Raw genomic sequence first — 21278 nt, forward strand, 5'->3', positions numbered from 1 at the left:
TTTATGATGTCGAATTTTGATTTTTTAAGAGTGAACATAGAAACAGCAGAACTTTTTTCAACTATAAATATGGCTGAGAATAACTATACTCAACAAGATTACGAGGGTGTGTTGACTAAAGTTCGTAAAGTTGCTGAGAATACAGCAATCCTATTTGCTGATCGTGTATTCATTGAATTACCGTCTCATTCTACTTTTCATGAGACGTTACAAACTATCAAATCTTATATTAAAAATAAGGCAGTAGTGGATGCTTTTTTTGAAATTAAAGGGCATGGAAATAATTCAGCTCATGAACTAAATCCTAAAGATGCAACTCAAGAGAATGCACTAAAGTCATTAAAGTTAGTTTATATGATTTTAGTTTGGTTCATGACTGAGTATGTTGATAAGAAAATTAAAGTTTCTTTGTATGAGAATTTCTTAGAACCCAAAGCGCAAGAGCGTTATACAACTGCCGAACGCAAGTTTATCTATGTTCAGACAGTGAATAATGAAAGTGGGAAATTTGCTGCTTATGAAGGGGCTCAAAAAATTGGAGAAGGATCTGTAGCTTCTGACGATATTGAAGCAGACTGGACCCCTAATAGTGAGTTTTTACGTAAAATAGCACCAAAAAGAATTAAGCAATATATGACAACCGCTGGTCTTCATTTTGAACTTGGGTGGGTTGAGCTAGCTTATAAAAAATCTACAAAAACTTGGTTTCATGATCATGACGTCCATGAAGTTTTAAAGCGGTCAGGAATTAAACACCCTGAAGAATTAGCAGGTAATGAATGGTTTAAGACTGATTTAGAGACAGCTAAAAAAGCCATCAAGGCAGTAAAGGATGGGCAATCTTTTATCAATGATATTCAAGCTGAATATAAAACTGAAAAAGTTAAAATCACGCTTCGTCCTGAACAGGATGCTGCCGTTAAGCAAACACAGGAAACATATAAGAAAAAAAATCGAATGCTTTGGAATGCCAAGATGCGTTTTGGTAAAACCTTAACCTCTTTGGAGCTTATTAAACAAGAAGGCTTTCAACGTGTTCTAATCATGACACATAGACCAGTAGTTCGTGATTCATGGTTTGAAGATTACAAAAAAATGGATATGGCAAACGCTGGGTATTTATATGGTTCAGTTGATGAGGGGGAAAAACTTTCAACACTGAAAAAGGGAGACAATCCCTTTATCTATTTCGCTTCTATTCAACTCCTCCGGTATAAAGGTGCTCAAACTAATCTTCCTGAATTTACTGATATAGACTGGGATTTAATCATTATTGATGAAGCACATGAAGGAACTCAAACTGAACTAAGTGATACAGTCATGAAAGCTTTAGTTAAAGAAGGTCACACCAAGATTCTAGAATTATCTGGTACACCATTTAACCTTCTTGATCAGTTTGCACCTGAACAAGTCTACACTTGGGACTATGTTATGGAACAACAAGCCAAACTGAAATGGGACTTGGAAAATCCTGATCAACCTAACCCATATGAACAACTTCCAGAAGTGCTTATGTATACTTTTGAGATGAAACATAAGGAAAAATTTACTGATGAAAATAAAGCTTTTAATTTCCGAGAATTTTTTAGAGTTGATGATAAGGGAGAATTAGTTTATAAAGCAGATGTTCGACGTTTTTTGGATAATATTACTAATCCAAATAGTGACACTAAGTATCCTTTTTCAACAAGAGAATATCGTGATGAACTCCGTCATACTCTATGGCTTATGCCAGGAGTTAAAGAAGCTAACGCTTTTGAAAGGCTTTTAACAGAACATCCAGTGTTTGGGATGGATTATAAGATTGTTAATGTCGTACGAAACGATAAGAGTGATAATATCTTAGATACTTCAGAGGATGATCTTTCGAAGGTACGTCAAGCGATTACGGATGATCCTTCGCAAACAAAAACAATCACTTTGACCGTTCGCAGATTAACAACAGGCGTCAATATTCCAGAGTGGACAGCCGTTATGTTTCTTTCCAATACAAGTAGTTCTATGAATTATTTACAGGCTGCTTTTCGTGCGCAGACACCATTCTCACATGAAAAATTAGGTATGAAGAAACGTTGTTACATCTTTGATTTTGCTCCTGATCGTGCTTTGACAGTAATGGCTGAAAGTGCTCAAATTAACTCAGGTGTTGGTAAGAAAAATACTCAACAACAGAAACAAGCTATGTCAAATCTGCTTAACTTTTTACCAATTTTGGGTAAAGGCGATAATGGCATGCAACCCTTTGATGTTGATCGTATGTTAACGCAGATAAAGAAAGTCTATGCCGAAAAAGCTGTTCGCTCAGGTTTTGAAGATGATAGCCTTTATAATGACCACCTCTTAACACTAACTTCTGATGATGCTGAACGTTTTAATAAATTAAGTGCTATCGTCGGTAAAACGCAAAAACAAAAAACACCTACCAAGGTGACAGTTAATAAAAGTGGTTTAACCAATGAAGAGTATGATAAGGCAGAACGTGGTAAGAAAAAACCACCTCGTGAACGTACTCAAGAGGAAAAAGAAGCAATAGAGAAACTCAAAGAGGCTCGTAAACAACAAAAAACTTTGATTTCTATCTTACGTGGAGTTTCTATTCGTATTCCAATGATGATCTACGGAATGGATGTCGATTTAAGTAAAGATATCACGATAGAAGATTTTATCAAAGAAGTCGATGACGAATCTTGGAAAGAATTTATGCCATCTGGATTCACTAAAGGAATGTTCAAAGAAATTACCAAGTATTATGATGCTGAAGTCTTTATTGAGGCTGGGCGGATCATTCGTCAACGAGCTAAATCTTTTGATAATCTTGATTTTATTGAACGTGCAGAAGAGATTGCCACTTTATTTAGTAGCTTTAAAAACCCAGATAAGGAGACTGTTTTGACACCATGGCGCGTGGTCAATATGCAAATTGCTAAAGGAATCGGAGGACTTAATTTTTATGATGATAACTTTGAATCTATGACAGATGGTGCTAAGCCTAATCTTCATTGGATAGAAACAGAAGTTACGGCTAGTGTTTACCATCCAGATACTAAAATCATTGATATTAATGCTAAGACGGGACTTTACCCTTTACATGCTGCTATGAGTCTCTATTATCGATATGTACAAAATAATGATGATAATCGCTTTGACGCCGACAGTGTCTATCGTGGAATCTTAGAAAACAACATTTATGCCATTGCAAAAACACCAATGGCTAAGACTATAACAGAACGAACGTTAGCAGGTTACAAAAAATTTAAAACGAATGTAGCCTATATCGAAAACTTTTCAAATACTTTAAAATCAAGTATTGAAGAAGGAAAAAAACAAGTAGAGGAGGCTTTTGAAAAAGTGAAATTTGATGTTGTGATTGGGAATCCCCCTTATCAGGAGTCTACGAATGATAAAACGATGAGACTTGGTCAACAAAAGAGAGTTCGTAATGTTTTTCAAGATTTTCAATTAGTTGCTGACGTTGTTGCTCAAAATTTCTCTTGTTTGATTTATCCTGGTGGACGATGGATCCATAGGTCTGGAAAGGGAATGTCAGAATTTGGATTAAGTCAAATAAATAGTCCGCACCTTGATAAACTATTTTATTATCCTAAGGCAGACGATATTTTTAGAGATGTTGCTATTGGTGACGGTATTTCAGTCGTAGTTAAAGATTTCAGCAAGGAAAATACTCAATTCGAATATATTTATTCTGAGGATGGATTTGATCAGGTTGAACTTCTTGATTATCCGGGTGAAAAATTATTAGTTTTAAATCCTAAGAATCGTCATGTTGTTGATAAGTTGGAAAAATTTGTTAATGTAAATAAATTTAAGTTTATCTCTGAAAGTAGTGTTATCAATCAAAAGTTATTCCAGATTGAGAGTGACTTTGCAGAACGGAATCCTGATAAAGTTCAGATTTATACTGGACAGTCATTAGATTACAAAAATCAAATTAAATTACTGACCAATGATAAAAGTGGTAAAACTGGACGAGCAATGTGGTTTATTGCTGATAAAGATGCTATTAAGGTGAATAGTCATTTGATTGATAAGTGGAAAGTTGTGGTATCTAGTGCCAATGCAGGTGGCCAAAAACGTGATAATCAGCTGGAGATTTTAGATAATCATTCTGCTTTTGGACGATCTCGCATAGCTCTAAAAGCGTTTGATACTGAGCAAGAAGCACAAAATTTCTATAAGTATATGAAGAGTTATATTATTAGATTTGCATTTTTGATGACGGACGAATCGCTTAAGTCATTGGGAAAATATGTACCAGATTTAATAGATTATAGCTCAGAGAATAATATAATTGATTTTGAAGATGATATTGATTTGCAGTTGAAGAAATTAATGAAACTTTCAGGACTTGAGATGGAATATATTAAAGAATATGTTGACAACTTCAAAAAGTAAAAGAAGTAGAGGTAAAAATACTTTTTTATTTATGTGTCATGTTAAGTTAGATTAGTAATGGAAGGAAAAGAAATGTTACTTTTTTCTACAATTTTAAAGATTGATAAGTCGTTAACTAAAGATGATTTTTTGAATTTAGTAATTGAATGGAATCAAGGAAGTCCACATGAAAATAATGTTATACCCAATTTGAATTGGGATGGATCCTACAATCAAAAATTTGGTGATGAAACCATTTCACTGGAATTTAAAGAATATAGAAATGAAGAAATCATAGCTGTAAGATATGTAAAAAAATTAGATGATGGAATCATTTGGAAAACAGATTATATCATGAACTTTAGAGACTATAAAATGTCAATCATGCTGGATCGTAGTTTTACAGAAGATGCTATTGGTGTTGATCCTTCATTCACAACTCCATTATTTATTAAACTATTGATTGAAAAGGTTATGTTGTAAATGACAATGATCTTCCTATATTGATGGATCCCCATTGGATTGATTTTGAAAATGCCAATATTTTGACTGATGTCATAAATAGTACAAAGAGCTATGATTTACCCGTGGTTTATGTATCAAAGACATTTTCAGATAGGATTCCTATTGACATTAATAAATTGGCTTATTCCCTTAAAGGTGTAGCACATATTTTTGTACAATATGATCTTGAAACAAATACTTTAATTCGGGAACAATGTGAGGGGCTAACGAGTACAATGGAGCAATTGGAATCTATTATCAATCAGATGTGGTGAAACATAAGAGACTTTTAAATTATGAATATTTTGATCCCACTATAACTAGACAAAACATTGTAAAAGACATTATTAATTTTACAAATCAGCAAAGCATTGATCCTTTATATACTTGGGATGGAGTGACAACCTTCCTACTTAATGATCGTTTCGAAAGTCAAAGAGAAAAAAGAACTAAAGCAGAGAGAACTAAGGAAGAAACGGAGGAACTCCTCAATAGTTTTAGTAGTGATTTCGATGATCTTACGGAAGAAAATAGCCGTTTACGTGACAGTATCTCTGATTTGGAAAATGAGTTAGCTTTCTATAAAGATTCTTTCAATAATAGGACAGTGAATGATAGTGGTTTCTTATCTAGTGGAAGTGAAAAGGAATTTTTCCAAGATGAGAAGAAAGAATTTATTTTATCTGTATTATCTGATAGTTTAGCAAATATTCAAGATGATACACGCAAAAAACATATTGTTCAGGATATTATTCAGCAAAATAATATTGAAGATTTTCTTAGTAAGAAGAGAGAAGAAGTAAAACGTCTCTTAACAGACTACAGAGGTTTAACTGGAAAGTTGAAGCAAGATTTGAAACAATTGGGATTCTCTATTTCTGACGAAGGGAAACATTATAAACTAACTTATTTTGATGATAACCGTTATACTATTACCATGGCAAAAACTCCAAGTGATGGACGAGCTGGAAAGAATAATGTTTCGGAAATAAATAAGAAAGTTTTTTAGAATTAACGTCATTTTATAGATTATGAAGAATTTCCGCGGATCAGAAACCGACGCTGAACTTAAAGAATTTTTGAATGATTTTAAAGGGTGATGGAGAAGGTTTTTTCCATCCCTGTAGAAATCGAAATCCTAAAAATAGAGGAGGTCAGCAATCACTATGAGTAATAAAATGTTGAATATAGAGACCTGATTGCTTTCCGTCTAGGTTGGTTTCGATTAGGAGATGTTGGTATTTTTGATGTAGCAGGGAAAGTTGTTCATCTTGGAGCGAGACTACAGTTTGTTCCTAATCTGTTATCGGGCTTATTTATTTGGACTAAATTTAGTCAGATATCTGATATTGTCAAATCTTGTATCGTGCATTTTGAAAATAATTTGTCATAATTTCAAAAAAAGTAAAAAATCCTTGAATTATTTGTTAAAAACGGTATAATGGAATTAATAGGACCGCCCACCTCTCTTTGATGTGACAAGGCGGACATTTTTTTATACGGAAGTTATTATGAAAATTAAAGAATTTAAAACTTGGGATGAGCAGGTAGCCAAATTAATTGAGCACGGTTGTAAAGATATCAAATCAAAGGAGTATGCGATTGATATTTTACAAAAGGTTAATTATTATCGACTAACTGCTTATTTTTTACCTTTTCGTGATAAAGAGACGCAGAAGTATGATTCCAGTAAGGTTTCTTTGGAAAAAATTTATGGAATTGCTTGTTTTGATGCAGAGTTACGCTTGCTTATTTTCAAGTATTTAGAGGATATTGAGTTGTATTTTAGGACTCAAGTTGCCTATCATCATGGAAACAAATACGGAGCTTTAGCTTATAAAGAAGCGATTAATTTTAATAAATTTCATAAACATGATGAATTTTTAGAAGATATTGAAAAAGAATTGAGCCATAGACAGAAAAGTCCGATTTATAAGCATCATCAGCGAAAATATGATGGAGAATTCCCTATTTGGGTTTTAGTAGAATTTTTTACTTTTGGAATGACTTCGAAATTTTTTGCAGATTCTCCGATAGATATTCAACAAGAAATTGCTAAAAATGTCGGTATAAAGTCCACTCAAGTTAGAACCTATCTAGAAGTTGCAGTGGTTTTAAGAAATTACTGCGCCCATTATAATCGATTATACTACACAAGCTTTACAAAGATCCCTGGTCAACTCCCTGCTTTTATGAATGACAATAGTAAATTGAAAAATAGACTAATGGCACAGCTTTATGCAGTTAAAAGCCTCTATCCTGATAAGAAAAAATGGAATGAAGGTTTTTTATGTGAATTGTCAGAACTCATTAAACGCTATCAAGCAGTGATTCATCTGCATCATATTGGATTTGTGGGGAAATGGGAAGAAATACTAAAGAAATGAGAGAGTACGAAATGAACATTCCTAGAAGAAATCCAAAACTGTCCCGTTGAGTGGAAAGAGTTGGGGGAAGTGGCATTCATAAAGCGTGGGGAAACAATTACCTCATTTACTTGAAAAACGAAGTGCCTATGTGGAAATTCGAGATGAATTTTTGAACCTTAAAAATTATGAAAAGACTAAGGATTTGGATGTTGATCTTTCAGATGTTGCATTTGAAATCGAACTCTTAAAAACAGATGAGATTAATCTGGACTACATTCTTGCATTGATTGTTGAAAAATCGAAGAATTCTGAGTCCAAAGAAGCAATGAAAGCAGAAGTTAGTCGTGTGATTCGTTCTAGTATCGATATTCGTGCCAAAGAAGAGTTGGTTATCGGCTTTATCAATGACACTGATTTGCAAAAATTGAAAGACCATGATGGGATTATCAATGCTTTCTATGAATATGGCAAGGAGCGCAAGAAAATCGCAATCCATGACCTAGCTGAGGCTGAGAAGCTTGTAGCTGATTATCAATTATTCATCGACAAATCAATTCAACGAGGTTATGCTGAGAACAGTGGGACTGATTTGGATTCGATTATTCCCCCAACTTCTCGTCGACAGGGAGCGCGTGAACGGAAAAAGCAAGAAGTTTTACGTAAGATTCAGTTGTTGGTAGAGACTTATTCAGGTATTTAAGGGGGTGTCGACCACGATTTATTAGAAAAATCAGGTTCTACAAAAAACACTATTTATTCGCTCATTTTTAAGTTAAAACTTTGTTTCCATATTTCCTGGAAACTGATAGAAAACAAGGAGAAACATGGAACAAACTAACCAAAAATCCCAGTGCCAACAACTCTGGGCTAGGAACAAATATCTCGTCTTGAGTCATTCCAGCAATATTTACAATGAGATTCGCCAATACTTGAAGAATGAACAGGTGGAGGTGAGTAAGGTTCAAGAGATGATTGACCGTGCATGTCAAATCCCAGAACACAGGGGTCAGGTTTGCAATGCCTTTCAACATGTTTGGGGCTATTTCAAAAAGAAAGCGACAGATGCCGAGCGCAAGGACTACATGCTCTTGCTGGATCGCTACCGCTTTGGTCAGGCTTCCAAGGAAGATGTGATCGCTAAGACTCGAGACTTGCTTGAACGCTATCCAAATAGCTTCTTGCAACATTCGACTTTACTGAAAGGAGACTCCTATGAGACTTTGGCATGAGGCTTTGATTCCACAACTTCCACGTCCTCAACTTTTGGGGCAACATCGAGAGTGTTGTGCCCTACGTGGCAATGGCTGGGGCAGAAAGCATGCGACGGTGGACTATGTCTTTACTCACTCACCCTATCGTCTCTATGCCTATCATGACTTGATCATGGAGGAGATGGCTAACCGTGGCTACAATGTCAGTCCAGAGTGGCTGGACAAGAACTATCGTGGTAAGACTTGCCTTCCTTATGAAGATTTAGCAGAGGAGAAGTTGACTAATCCTATATACAGTGAACATGACGACGCCTATTATGAGGAGTGTCTGGCTAATCTCGGTGAGAAGGGGATAGAGCTGGAATAATAGTAAGGATTGTCTTTAATTTATAACTCTTCCCGTAATTTTTTTCGAATAATAAAGATGAGACCTTTGGAATTTTTCTAAGGTCTTCTTTTTATGAATGTTAGGATTTACTTTTAATAACTTTTGAGTTCTAATTAAATTAGAAAGAAAGAAGGTTAAGTGATGAAGACTAGTGCTATTGGTAGTAATTGGAAGGATGTCCGATCTGAACTCTTTACCAAGGAGGAAATTCTTGAAAGTGATATGCGAGTGGCTATCATGAGTGAGTTGATTGAAGCCAGACATGAGCAAGGAATCAGCCAGAAAAAGCTAGAAGAACTTAGTGGAGTAAGCCAGCCTGTCATAGCTAGAATGGAAACAGGAAAGACTAGTCCTCAGTTGGATACAGTCTTGAAAGTTTTAGCTAGTTTAGGAAAGACACTAGCAGTCGTTCCACTTGAATAGGGGAAAAGTTGACTAGAATCAGTAATAGTCTTTTCTAATAACAAGTCATAGTCACTTATAAGAATTACTAATAACGCATTTGAGTATTCTAACTGGGATACAGCTATAAAACAAGCTATACAAAGGATTTGAGGCATGTGTCTCAAGTCTTTTTCTTTTGTTCAAAATAAAGGTATAGTTTCAAACTATATCAAAGCCTAATTTTTTACAATTATACAGATGATTTCTTTTCTGTTAAGATAGTTTCAACAACAAATTTTGGAGGACACATCATGTCAACTACAATTATCGGTTTCCCTCGTTTGGGCGAATTCCGCGAATTAAAATTTACAACTGAAAAATACTTTAGAAAAGAAATCTCAGAAGAAGAACTCTTGGCAGCAGCAAAAGAATTGCGCGCTAAACACTGGAATATCGTCAAAGAAAAAGGTATCACTGAAATCCCATCAAATGACTTTTCTCACTATGATAACTTCCTAGACGCAGCTTTCCTTTTCAACGTGGTACCTGCTTCAGTTCAAAACTTGGACTTGTCTGACCTTGAGCGCTACTTTGCTTTGGGTCGTGGTTACCAAGGAGAAAAGGGGGATGTTCGTGCCCTTCCAATGAAGAAATGGTTCAACACCAACTACCACTACATCGTTCCTAAATTTGAAAAAGACACTCAAGTTAAACTTGCAGGTCACAAGATTTTCGATGAGTTTCAAGAAGCAAAAGAACTTGGATTGAACACTCGCCCTGTTCTTGTAGGTCCATTCACTTTCCTTCAATTGTCAGACTTTGAAGAAGGCGTGAAAGCAGAAGACTTCGTAGATAGCTTAGTGGCTGCTTACCAAGAAGTTTTTGCTAAATTGGCAGAACTTGGTGCGACTCGTATCCAATTGGATGAAGCTGCTCTTGTTAAAGACTTGACAGCTGAAGAAAAAGCTCTTTTCTTGAACCTCTACAACAAACTTTTGGCTGGTAAAAAAGGTCTTGAAGTCTTACTTCAAACTTACTTCGGAGACGTTCGTGACGTCTACGCTGACCTTGTGAAATTGCCAGTAGATGCTATCGGTCTTGATTTCGTTGAAGGTAAGAAAACTCTTGAATTGGTTAAAGGTGGCTTCCCAGCTGACAAGACTCTCTACGCAGGTATTGTCAATGGTAAAAACATCTGGCGTAACAACTACGAAAAGAGCTTGGCTGTTCTTGAGCAAATCCCAGCTGAAAACATTGTCTTGACAAGCTCATGCTCACTTCTTCATGTGCCATTTACAACTGCTAATGAAGAATTTGAACCAGCTATCTTGAACCACTTTGCCTTTGCAGTTGAAAAATTGGATGAGATTCGTGATTTGGATGCTATCCGCAATGGTCAAGGTGAAGCAGCACTTGCAGCTAACAAAGAACTCTTTGCGACTGAGCGTGTTGGTGAAAATGCTGAACTTCGTGCGCGTATCGCTGGCTTGACAGACGCAGACTACACTCGTTTGCCAGCCTTTGCAGAACGTGAAGCTATCCAAGAAGAAGCTTTCAAACTTCCAGCTCTTCCAACAACAACTATCGGTTCATTCCCTCAAACAAAAGAAGTTCGTGCTAAACGTTTGGCTTACCGTAAAGGCGAATTGTCTCAAGAAGAGTACGACGCTTTCCTTGCTGAAACAATTGACGAATGGATCAAATGGCAAGAAGATATCGACTTTGATGTCCTTGTTCACGGTGAGTTCGAGCGTAATGACATGGTTGAGTACTTTGGTCAAAACTTGTCAGGTTACCTCTTCTCTAAAAATGGTTGGGTACAATCATACGGTATGCGTGGAGTTAAACCACCAATCATCTGGGGTGATGTCACTCGTCTTAACCCTATCACTGTTAAATGGTCTAGCTATGCACAAAGCCGTACAAACAAACCTGTTAAAGGTATGTTGACTGGACCAGTAACTATTCTCAACTGGTCATTCCCACGTGAGGACATCTCTATCAAGGATTCTACTCTTCAAATCGCCCTTGCTATCAAGGATGAAGTGCTCGACCTTGAAGCTGCTGGTGTGAAAATCATCCAAATCGACGAGGCTGCTCTTCGTGAAAAATTGCCACTTCGTCGTAGCGACTGGTACGAAGACTACCTTGACTGGGCAATTCCTGCCTTCCGCTTGGTACACTCAACAGTAGCTCCAGACACACAAATCCACACTCACATGTGTTACTCAGAATTTACAGATATCATCCCAGCTATCGATAACTTGGATGCGGACGTTATCTCATTTGAGGCTAGCCGTTCAAACCTTGAAATCTTGGACGAACTCAAAGCGAAAAACTTCCAAACAGAAGTGGGACCTGGGGTTTACGATATCCACTCACCTCGTGTGCCAAATGAAGGCGAAATCGACCATACAATCGAAGCTATCCTTGCTAAAGTGCCAAGCAAGAAAGTTTGGATCAACCCTGACTGTGGTTTGAAAACACGTGGTATTCCAGAAACAAAAGAAAGCTTGATCCGCCTTGTTGAAGCAGCTAAAGCTGCGCGTGAGAAATTGTAAGATAAGGATTTCTTAAGAAGTGCTGTTTGGTCAATCTGCCTGTTTCACTTGGATTCTAGGAATCCAGCTAACGAAAAATCAACTAGAAAAGGATAATGACTATGTCACGCCAAACACCGTCACTCTCATTTGAAGTGTTCCCTCCAAACCCAGCCGTGGGTAATGATAACATTATTTCTGCTCTTCAAGATATGCAGGAGTTGGCTCCCCACTTTATCAGTGTAACTGCCAGCAATAATAAGTTTAATATTAAGGAAACAACGGTTCGTTTGGCTGACTTTATCCAAAATGACTTGGCGATTCCGACTATTGCCCACTTGCCAGCTATTTATCTGACCAAGAACAAGGTCGCTGAAACTATTGCTGACTTGGACAAGGTTGGGGTACAGAAAATCTTGGCTCTTCGTGGGGATATTATTCCTGATGTGGAACCACAAAAGGATTTCCGCTATGCAACGGACTTAATTGAGTTCATCAAGGAACAAGCCCCTCACTTTGATATTGTTGGTGCTTGTTATCCAGAAGGGCATCCAGATTCACCAAATCAGATTTCAGATATCCAAAATCTTAAGAAGAAAGTGGATGCAGGCTGTTCCAGTCTTGTAACTCAGCTTTTCTTTGACAATGAGCGCTTTTATGATTTCCAAGACAAGTGTATCTTGGCTGGGATTGATGTTCCTATTCATGCAGGGATTATGCCAATTCTGAATCGAAATCAGGCTCTCCGCCTCTTGAAGACTTGTGAGAATATCCATCTTCCACGCAAATTTAAAGCCATTTTAGACAAGTATGAGCATGACCCTGAGTCGCTCAGAGCAGCAGGACTTGCCTATGCAGTGGACCAAATCGTGGACTTGGTAACTCAGGATGTTGCTGGTGTGCATCTTTACACTATGAACAATGCTGAAACAGCAAAACACATCCACCAAGCAACTCATGCTTTGTTTAATCATCAGTCTCTAGGATAATAAAAAGCAAACCATTCTTCTCAGGTGAGGGGAATGGTTCCTTTTTAATGGTAAAGACCGCACTTTTTAAGAAAAATATGATAAAATAGACTCTGTACGTACTTGATACAAAGATGAGGGTATTTAGGTTGTAGAAGTTTGTTTAAAGTTGATTATTTTTTAAACAAAATCTGATAATGTGTGTCTCAAAAAACACGAACGGAGTGAGTACTTAAAAGATATTTCACGCTATCTTGGTATCCTAGATGATGACAATATTATTATCTAAAGACGGGATTTTTGAGAATAAAATAGTTCGGGAAACTATTTTAGCCTGAGCATAGAAATGAAAAGGCGAAGTAATTAAAAATTACCATTGAAATTCCATTGGATTTCTAAAATCATCCACTGGATAATTTTACCTCCCGTCCGCACTATTTCAGGGAAATATCAAAAAGATACTTAATTGAATTTTGGTCTCATTTCTTAGGAAAAAAGATAAGCTTCCTAGCACTCATCGAGTGCGGCGTCACCTTCCTATTTTTCTACAGAAATGTTCGGCAAGCCGAACCGTCCAAAATATCTTGTGTAATTGAACCCGGCCGAAAAGCTGTGTAAAAAAGATAAACTGTCTTGTCTTCATCGAAGACTTCGTCAGTTTCCTATTTTTACTTTGCTTTTGACGCCCTTAGTATCTTGATTTTTGTAGGCAAGGCGTATAATTTCATCAATCCAAAGGGGATTAAAATGACAAAACAAGTGTTTCAAACGACTTTTGCGGGTCGTGAGTTAATTGTAGAGACTGGTCAGGTTGCTAAGCAAGCAAATGGCTCTGTTGTCGTTCGTTATGGTGAGTCAACGGTCTTGACTGCTGCCGTTATGTCTAAGAAGATGGCGACTGGGGATTTCTTCCCTCTTCAAGTCAACTATGAAGAAAAAATGTATGCAGCTGGGAAGTTTCCTGGTGGCTTTATGAAACGTGAAGGACGTCCTTCAACGGATGCAACTTTGACAGCGCGTTTGATTGACCGTCCAATCCGTCCTATGTTTGCGGAAGGTTTCCGTAATGAAGTACAAGTCATCAACACAGTTCTTTCTTATGATGAAAATGCCTCAGCACCAATGGCAGCTATGTTTGGTTCATCCTTGGCGCTTTCTATTTCAGATATTCCATTTGACGGCCCAATCGCTGGGGTGCAAGTGGGCTATGTAGATGGTCAAATCATCATCAACCCAAGTCAAGAACAAGCAGAGTGTTCGCTTCTTGAATTGACAGTAGCTGGTACCAAGCACGCCATCAACATGGTAGAGTCTGGAGCTAAAGAATTGTCAGAAGAAATCATGTTGGAAGCCCTTCTTAAAGGTCACGAAGCTGTTAAAGAATTGATTGCCTTCCAAGAAGAAATCGTTGCGGCAGTGGGTAAAGAAAAAGCAGAAGTAGAATTGCTTCATGTGGATGCTGAACTACAGGCTGAAATCATCGCAGCCTATAACAGTGACCTCCAAAAAGCTGTTCAAGTAGAAGAAAAATTGGCTCGTGAAGCTGCAACTCAAGCAGTTAAGGACCAAGTAACTGCTGTTTACGAAGAAAAATATGCAGACCACGAAGAATTTGACCGTATCATGCGTGATGTGGCTGAAATCTTGGAACAAATGGAACACGCTGAAGTACGCCGTTTGATCACAGAAGACAAGGTGCGTCCTGACGGTCGTAAGGTCGATGAAATCCGTCCTTTGGATGCGGTTGTTGACTTCCTTCCTCGTGTTCATGGATCAGGTCTCTTTACTCGTGGGCAAACTCAGGCTCTTTCAGTCTTGACCTTGGCTCCGATGGGTGAAACTCAAATCATTGATGGTTTGGACCCAGAGTACAAGAAACGCTTTATGCACCACTATAACTTCCCACAATATTCTGTAGGGGAAACCGGTCGTTACGGTGCGCCAGGTCGTCGTGAAATTGGTCACGGTGCTCTGGGTGAGCGTGCCCTTGCTCAAGTCTTGCCAAGTTTGGAAGAATTTCCATATGCTATCCGTTTGGTAGCAGAAGTCTTGGAATCAAATGGTTCTTCTTCTCAAGCCTCTATCTGTGCGGGAACTCTTGCCCTTATGGCTGGTGGTGTGCCAATCAAGGCGCCAGTAGCAGGGATTGCCATGGGACTCATCTCAGATGGAAATAACTACACAGTCTTGACTGATATCCAAGGTTTGGAAGACCACTTTGGAGACATGGACTTTAAGGTTGCGGGTACTCGTGAAGGGATTACAGCCCTTCAAATGGATATCAAGATTCAAGGGATTACTGCAGAAATCTTGACTGAGGCTCTTGCCCAAGCCAAGAAAGCCCGTTTTGAAATCCTTGATGTGATTGAAACAACCATTCCAGAAGTTCGTCCAGAATTGGCTCCAACTGCTCCGAAAATTGATACCATTAAGATTGATGTGGACAAGATTAAGATTGTCATCGGTAAGGGTGGAGAAACCATCGACAAGATTATCGCTGAAACAGGTGTTAAGATTGACATCGACGAAGAAGGTAACGTCTCTATCTACTCTAGCGATCAAGATGCCATCAACCGTGCTAAAGAAATCATTGCAGGTTTGGTTCGTGAAGCTAAAGTGGATGAAGTTTACCGTGCTAAAGTCGTTCGTATTGAGAAATTTGGTGCCTTTGTCAACCTCTTTGACAAGACAGATGCCCTTGTTCATATCTCTGAAATGGCTTGGACGCGAACTAACCGTGTAGAAGACTTGGTAGAAATCGGTGATGAAGTTGATGTTAAGGTGATTAAGATTGATGAAAAAGGTCGTATCGATGCTTCTATGAAGGCTCTTCTTCCTCGTCCACCAAAACCTGAGCATGAGGAAAAAGGCGAGAAGTCTGAGCGTCCTCACCGCCCACGTCATCACAAGGACCAAAAACCTAAGAAAGAATTTACAGAAACACCAAAAGATTCAGAATAAGAAAAGGAGAAATGTATGGGATGGTGGCGCGAAACCATTGATATCGTAAAAGAAAATGATCCAGCGGCCCGCACCACTTTGGAGGTTTTGCTGACTTATCCAGGTGTCAAGGCCTTGGCGGCCCACCGTATCTCCCATTTTCTCTGGAAGCATGGCTTCAAACTCCTGGCTCGTATGCACAGTCAGTTTTGGCGCTTTTGGACGCAGATTGAGATTCATCCGGGTGCCCAGATTGATTCAGGTGTTTTTATCGACCATGGTTCAGGGTTGGTGATTGGAGAGACAGCGATTGTTGAAAAGGGTGTTCTCCTTTATCATGGGGTGACTCTTGGGGGAACAGGGAAAGACTGTGGCAAACGCCATCCGACCGTTCGTCAGGGCGCTCTCATATCAGCCCATGCCCAAGTTATCGGACCTGTGGAAATCGGTGAAAATGCCAAGGTTGGTGCAGCAGCAGTTGTCGTGGCAGATGTACCTAGTGATGTGACAGTTGTCGGTATTCCGGCCAAGATTGTTCGTGTTCATGGAAAGAAGGATGAGCCTGTCATTCATGAAGTCGAAGAAAAACGAGAGTACTACGTCAATAAACTCGAGCAGGCTAAAGAAGCCAGTCACAGATCGTCTGGGTTGTAGAGGATAGCTATATGATTCAAGCAAGAAACAAGTTAAGCCGAGAGGAGTTATCTGAGGCGAAAAAACTAATTAACTGTTGCCAAAACTATGACGGTACCTATCGTGATCCCTATCTTTCTAACATGCTTAATTTTGACCCAAACATGCCCGCCTTTTTCCTTTATTATGAAAAAGGCGAACTTGTTGGTTTATTAACTGTCTATGCAGATGACCAAGATGTAGAAGTGACGATACTGGTTCATCCAGATCATCGCCGTCAGGGGATTGCGCGTGCATTGTTTACTAGTTTTGAGAAAGAAACGGCTTCTTTCCCTATTCGTTCAGTTACTTTTCAGACAGAACGTATTTTTCTAGACCGCCATCCTGATTTTGTTAGCAACTGGGGATTGGTCGAGGACGAGGATACAGAAACTTGGTTGGGTAAGGATAGAAGACCTTATCCGTTAGCAAAGGTTTCTAATCTTGAAGTTTTGTTAGCAGATAGTTCGTATCAGGAGCAAATCAGTCAGTTAAAATTTCAGGCATTCTCAGAAGAGCATGAATCTAGAGAGATTGTGGATAGATATGTCGCTGAAGCTCTGAAGGATCCAGAAAGTCGCTTATATATTTTGTTAAAAGACGGTCAGGTTATCGGAACTTGCACGGTAGATTTATCGACTAATACGAATTACTTCTACGGTTTAGCAATATCGGAACCTGAACGTGGGAAAGGCTATGGAAGCTATTTAGCAAAATACCTTGTCAACCAATTGATTGAGCAAAATGATAAGGAATTTCAGATTGCAGTGGAAGATAGCAATGTAGGTGCCAAGCGCTTGTATGAAAAAATTGGCTTTGTCAAACAGACTCAGGTGGTTTATCTGAATGAGAAAGGAGCAAGGGATTCCGAAGTGTAGAGATATTCGGACTGAAATTCAATTGAACTCTTAGTGATGAAACTAACTGTTCTCGGATTTTGGCTTTCCTGATTATGATTTATGATTAAAATCTATGACACCATGTCTCGTGATTTGCGAGAATTTGTCCCAATCGAGGACGGCAAGGTCAAGATGTATGTTTGTGGGCCAACCGTGTATAACTATATCCACGTGGGGAATGCTCGCTCAACAGTGGCTTTTGATACGGTTCGTCGCTATTTTGAGTATCGTGGGTACGAGGTTGCCTATATTTCCAATTTTACGGATGTGGATGATAAGATTATCAACCGTGCCAAGGAAGAAGGTATCACGCCTCAGGAGGTTGCGGACAAGTACATCGCTGCCTTTCGTGAGGATGTGACGACCTTGGGCGTCAAACCTGCGACTCGCCATCCTCGTGTGGTGGAGTTTATGGCTGACATCATCCGCTTTGTGGAAGACTTGATTGAGAAAGGCTTTGCCTACGAGAGTCAAGGAGATGTCTATTTTCGTGTGGAAAAATCTCACAACTATGCCAAATTGGCTAATAAAACCTTGGAAGATTTGGAACTAGGTGCTTCAGGTCGTACCGATGAAGAGACGGCTCGTAAGGAAAATCCTGTGGACTTTGCACTATGGAAATCTGCCAAATCAGGTGAGATTTCTTGGGAAAGTCCTTGGGGACCTGGTCGTCCAGGCTGGCATATCGAGTGTTCGGTCATGTCGACAGAGATTCTGGGTGATACCATTGATATCCACGGTGGTGGAGCCGATCTGGAGTTTCCTCATCATACCAATGAAATTGCCCAGTCAGAAGCCAAAACAGGCAAGACTTTCGCCAACTATTGGATGCATAATGGCTTTGTCAATATCGACAATGTCAAGATGTCCAAGTCCTTGGGTAACTTTATCACAGTGCACGATGCCCTCAAAACCATTGATGGGCAAGTACTTCGTTTCTTCTTTGCAACTCAACATTACCGCAAGCCTATCAACTTTACGGAAAAAGCAGTGCGTGATGCCGAGACCAATCTCAAGTATCTGAAGAACACTTATGAACAACCATTCACTGGAACTGTAGATGCTCAAGAGTTGCAAGCCTTTAAAGATAAGTTTGTAGCAGCTATGGATGAAGATTTTAACGCTGCCAACGGTATTACAGTAGTCTTTGAAATGGCTAAATGGATAAACTCTGGCAACTATGATGCAAGTGTCAAGCAAGCTCTTGCAGATATGTTAGAGGTCTTTGGGATTGTCTTTGTTGAGGAAGTATTGGATGCAGACATTGAAGCCTTAATCCAAAAACGCCAAGAAGCGCGTGCCAATCGTGACTTTGCGACAGCTGACCAGATTCGTGATCAACTGGCTGCTCAAGGCATTAAACTACTGGATACAAAAGATGGAGTGAGGTGGACTCGTGATTGATGTCAATCTCATTAACGGGATTGCGCTAGCCTTTGAAGGAGATGCGGTTTATTCTATGTATATTCGCCGCCACCTCATCCTCAAAGGTATGACCAAGCCCAATAAACTCCATCAAGAAGCGACCAAGTATGTGTCAGCCAAAGCTCAGGCACGCCTGATTTCCCTCATGTTGGAGGAGCAAGTCTTAACGGAAAAAGAAGAAGAAATCTACAAACGTGGTCGCAATACTAATAGCCACACAAAGGCCAAAAATGCCGATGTGGTGACTTACCGTATGTCCACGGGTTTTGAAGCAGTCATGGGCTATCTTCATATGACTGAAAATCTGGAACGGCTTGAGAGCTTGATTTCGTGGTGCATCCAAAAAGTAGAGGAGTAGAAATGCTTGTAAAAGAACTACAAGACTGGTTTCCCGAGGCTCAGATTTCAGACCAACCAGTAGAGAAAGAAGGCTATCTCACTCTCCCTTTAGCTTCTCAGCAGTGGATTTTGCTGGAGGAAGCTGGGTTAAGCGAGCGTGAAAAGCAGTTGGTTGCCCTTTTGACCCAGCAGGAGCAGGCTCGCTCGCTCAATCCTTGGTATTCTTATCTGGTTGAGGGTAAGGGACAGGCGCCGAAAACTTTTAAAAAGATTCAGTTGGTTTATTGTCATCTTTCCTATTTTCAGCAGGAAAATCTAGCTTCTTGGCTGGATATGATGCGGACCCTTTTTCCTAACTGTCAGACAGTGCTTCAGGTTGGAGCTCAGGATTATGTTTTCGTACTTCAACAAGATAAATACACTTCTGTACGAGCTATTTTAAGTGATACGATTGAAGCGGTTGAGTATGATTTTGGACTGCGTCTATCTATCATGTTGGGTCAGGTTTGGTCTCAGACAGGCCATCAAGCCCTATCAGACTTAATCAAAGCGGAGCGCGATTTGTTCAAGACTTGGTGGCGTCAGGGTCACCAAGGTGTTCATACCTTTTCACAACTCTATCTTTGGAGTATGGGGGAAAGAATTGTGGACCTGAGAGTCATTAAAGAATGCCTGCACCAGATGATTTTGGATCAGGACCAGATTCAGGAAATCATTCTCTCTCTTTGGAAAAATAGTGCTGTTCTCACTAAAACAGCACAACAACTGTATTTGCATCGTAATTCTCTCCAATACAAGATTGATAAGTGGGAAGAATTGACAGGTCTACAGTTGAAGGAATTGACTGACCTGACCCTGTGCTATCAGTTGATTTTACCAGATATTCTCTAAAGTTTTGTGCAAGTTGCACAGAACTTTTTTGTTTTTTTGGTCACCTTGCCATAGAAAAGTAAAACGTTTTCATCTATAATAAAACTATCAAAAGACAAAAGGAGTTCACCTCATGGTAGAATTGAATCTTAAAAATATTTACAAAAAATATCCAAACAGCGAACACTACTCAGTTGAAGACTTCAACTTGGACATCAAAGACAAAGAATTTATCGTTTTCGTAGGTCCTTCAGGATGTGGTAAATCAACAACTCTTCGTATGATTGCTGGTCTTGAAGATATTACAGAAGGTACTGCATCTATCGATGGAGTGGTTGTCAACGACGTAGCTCCAAAAGATCGTGACATCGCCATGGTATTCCAAAACTACGCTCTTTACCCACACATGACGGTTTATGACAACATGGCTTTCGGTTTGAAATTGCGTAAATACAGCAAGGAAGACATCGACAAACGTGTGCAAGAAGCAGCTGAAATCCTTGGATTGAAGGAATTCTTGGAACGTAAACCAGCTGACCTTTCAGGTGGTCAACGTCAACGTGTTGCCATGGGTCGTGCCATCGTCCGTGATGCGAAAGTATTCTTGATGGACGAACCTTTGTCAAACTTGGATGCAAAACTTCGTGTATCTATGCGTGCTGAAATTGCGAAAATCCACCGTCGTATCGGAGCTACAACTATCTACGTAACTCACGACCAAACAGAAGCGATGACACTTGCAGACCGTATCGTTATCATGTCAGCAACTAAGAACCCTGCTGGTACAGGTACTATCGGACGTGTAGAACAAATCGGTACTCCTCAAGAAGTTTACAAAAACCCAGTTAACAAATTCGTAGCAGGATTCATCGGAAGCCCAGCAATGAACTTCATCAATGTGAAATTAGTTGGTAGCGAAATTGTTTCTGACGGTTTCCGTTTGAAAGTTCCAGAAGGAGCTTTGAAAGTTCTTCGTGAAAAAGGATATGAAGGTAAAGAATTGATCTTCGGTATCCGTCCAGAAGATGTGAATGCAGAACCTGCTTTCCTTGAAACATTCCCAGAATCAGTAGTAAAAGCTACTATCTCTGTATCAGAATTGCTTGGTTCAGAATCTCACCTATACTGCCAAGTTGGTAAGGATGAATTTGTTGCCAAAGTTGATGCTCGTGACTACTTGCAAACAGGTGCAACAGTTGAACTTGGATTTGACTTGAACAAAGCACACTTCTTTGATGTAGAAACTGAAAAAACAGTTTACTAAGATAAATAAAACTCAAAACACTGCTAGAAATCTGGCAGTGTTTTTTGCGATTGAGTTGAAAAACTCTCCAATTGAACTGGAGAGTGGCTGTTTATACTCAATGAAAATCAAAG

At 39.1% G+C, this 21278-nt stretch carries 16 protein-coding genes and 3 pseudogenes; all 19 read left to right on the forward strand.

Annotated elements, in window-relative coordinates; translation table 11 throughout:
- Positions 1 to 3 precede the first annotated feature (3 nt).
- The 19 genes and pseudogenes from HMPREF1048_RS03290 to HMPREF1048_RS03365 all read left to right on the forward strand — a co-directional run bounded on the left by HMPREF1048_RS03290 (position 4) and on the right by HMPREF1048_RS03365 (position 21165).
- Positions 4 to 4413, forward strand: coding sequence for an Eco57I restriction-modification methylase domain-containing protein (locus tag HMPREF1048_RS03290; protein WP_000987390.1), 4410 nt, complete (start codon positions 4 to 6; stop codon positions 4411 to 4413).
- 57 nt (positions 4414 to 4470) lie between these two features.
- Positions 4471 to 4875, forward strand: a complete 405-nt coding sequence (locus tag HMPREF1048_RS12420; protein ID WP_157768873.1) for a hypothetical protein — start codon at positions 4471 to 4473, stop codon at positions 4873 to 4875.
- Positions 4876 to 5167: 292 nt separating this feature from the next.
- Positions 5168 to 5905, forward strand: coding sequence for a hypothetical protein (locus HMPREF1048_RS12430; protein WP_050543102.1), 738 nt, complete (start codon positions 5168 to 5170; stop codon positions 5903 to 5905).
- Between the two features lie 93 nt (positions 5906 to 5998).
- Positions 5999 to 6070, forward strand: a pseudogene (locus HMPREF1048_RS13010) (addiction module toxin RelE); the annotation flags it as partial.
- A 39-nt stretch (positions 6071 to 6109) separates the two neighbouring features.
- Positions 6110 to 6274 (forward strand): annotated as a pseudogene (locus HMPREF1048_RS13620) (Fic family protein); the annotation flags it as partial.
- A gap of 133 nt (positions 6275 to 6407) precedes the next feature.
- Positions 6408 to 7283: an Abi family protein gene (locus HMPREF1048_RS03300; protein ID WP_000692823.1), complete on the forward strand. Its 876-nt coding sequence runs from the start codon at positions 6408 to 6410 to the stop codon at positions 7281 to 7283.
- Positions 7284 to 7386: 103 nt separating this feature from the next.
- Positions 7387 to 7965, forward strand: a pseudogene (locus tag HMPREF1048_RS03305) (type I restriction endonuclease subunit R, EcoR124 family); the annotation flags it as partial.
- A gap of 124 nt (positions 7966 to 8089) precedes the next feature.
- The gene (locus tag HMPREF1048_RS03310; RefSeq protein WP_000438483.1) at positions 8090 to 8494 is read left to right on the forward strand and encodes a YbgA family protein; all 405 of its coding nucleotides are present in this window, start codon (positions 8090 to 8092) and stop codon (positions 8492 to 8494) included.
- Complete coding sequence (locus HMPREF1048_RS03315) at positions 8478 to 8843, forward strand: TIGR02328 family protein (protein WP_001241785.1); 366 nt, start codon at positions 8478 to 8480, stop codon at positions 8841 to 8843. Before HMPREF1048_RS03310 ends, HMPREF1048_RS03315 begins: the two co-directional genes overlap by 17 nt.
- Positions 8844 to 9005: 162 nt before the next feature.
- Complete coding sequence (locus HMPREF1048_RS03320; protein ID WP_000857968.1) at positions 9006 to 9287, forward strand: helix-turn-helix domain-containing protein; 282 nt, start codon at positions 9006 to 9008, stop codon at positions 9285 to 9287.
- Between the two features lie 272 nt (positions 9288 to 9559).
- Positions 9560 to 11809 carry a 5-methyltetrahydropteroyltriglutamate--homocysteine S-methyltransferase gene (gene metE, locus HMPREF1048_RS03325; protein WP_000108245.1) on the forward strand — a complete coding sequence of 750 codons (2250 nt, stop codon included), beginning with the start codon at positions 9560 to 9562 and terminating at the stop codon, positions 11807 to 11809.
- 101 nt (positions 11810 to 11910) lie between these two features.
- A complete protein-coding gene (gene metF, locus HMPREF1048_RS03330; RefSeq protein ID WP_004248253.1) occupies positions 11911 to 12777 on the forward strand; it encodes a methylenetetrahydrofolate reductase [NAD(P)H] in 867 nt (288 codons plus the stop codon).
- Between the two features lie 726 nt (positions 12778 to 13503).
- Positions 13504 to 15717 carry a polyribonucleotide nucleotidyltransferase gene (pnp, locus tag HMPREF1048_RS03335; RefSeq protein ID WP_000166417.1) on the forward strand — a complete coding sequence of 738 codons (2214 nt, stop codon included), beginning with the start codon at positions 13504 to 13506 and terminating at the stop codon, positions 15715 to 15717.
- Positions 15718 to 15732: 15 nt separating this feature from the next.
- Entirely contained in the window at positions 15733 to 16350 is a 618-nt protein-coding gene (gene cysE, locus HMPREF1048_RS03340) for a serine O-acetyltransferase (protein WP_000539971.1), read from the forward strand.
- 11 nt (positions 16351 to 16361) lie between these two features.
- Positions 16362 to 17246, forward strand: coding sequence for a GNAT family N-acetyltransferase (locus tag HMPREF1048_RS03345; protein ID WP_000613679.1), 885 nt, complete (start codon positions 16362 to 16364; stop codon positions 17244 to 17246).
- Positions 17247 to 17327: 81 nt separating this feature from the next.
- The gene (gene cysS / locus HMPREF1048_RS03350) at positions 17328 to 18671 is read left to right on the forward strand and encodes a cysteine--tRNA ligase (RefSeq protein ID WP_004248245.1); all 1344 of its coding nucleotides are present in this window, start codon (positions 17328 to 17330) and stop codon (positions 18669 to 18671) included.
- Positions 18664 to 19050: a Mini-ribonuclease 3 gene (locus tag HMPREF1048_RS03355; protein ID WP_000567926.1), complete on the forward strand. Its 387-nt coding sequence runs from the start codon at positions 18664 to 18666 to the stop codon at positions 19048 to 19050. Before cysS ends, HMPREF1048_RS03355 begins: the two co-directional genes overlap by 8 nt.
- Positions 19051 to 19052: 2 nt before the next feature.
- Positions 19053 to 19922: a helix-turn-helix domain-containing protein gene (locus HMPREF1048_RS03360; protein WP_000960418.1), complete on the forward strand. Its 870-nt coding sequence runs from the start codon at positions 19053 to 19055 to the stop codon at positions 19920 to 19922.
- A gap of 112 nt (positions 19923 to 20034) precedes the next feature.
- Positions 20035 to 21165 (forward strand): ABC transporter ATP-binding protein, encoded by a 1131-nt coding sequence (locus HMPREF1048_RS03365; protein ID WP_000229952.1) that lies wholly within the window; start codon positions 20035 to 20037, stop codon positions 21163 to 21165.
- The last annotated feature ends 113 nt before the right edge of the window (positions 21166 to 21278 follow it).

Source organism: Streptococcus mitis SK575 (assembly GCF_000257865.1).
Lineage (GTDB): Bacteria > Bacillota > Bacilli > Lactobacillales > Streptococcaceae > Streptococcus > Streptococcus mitis_CQ.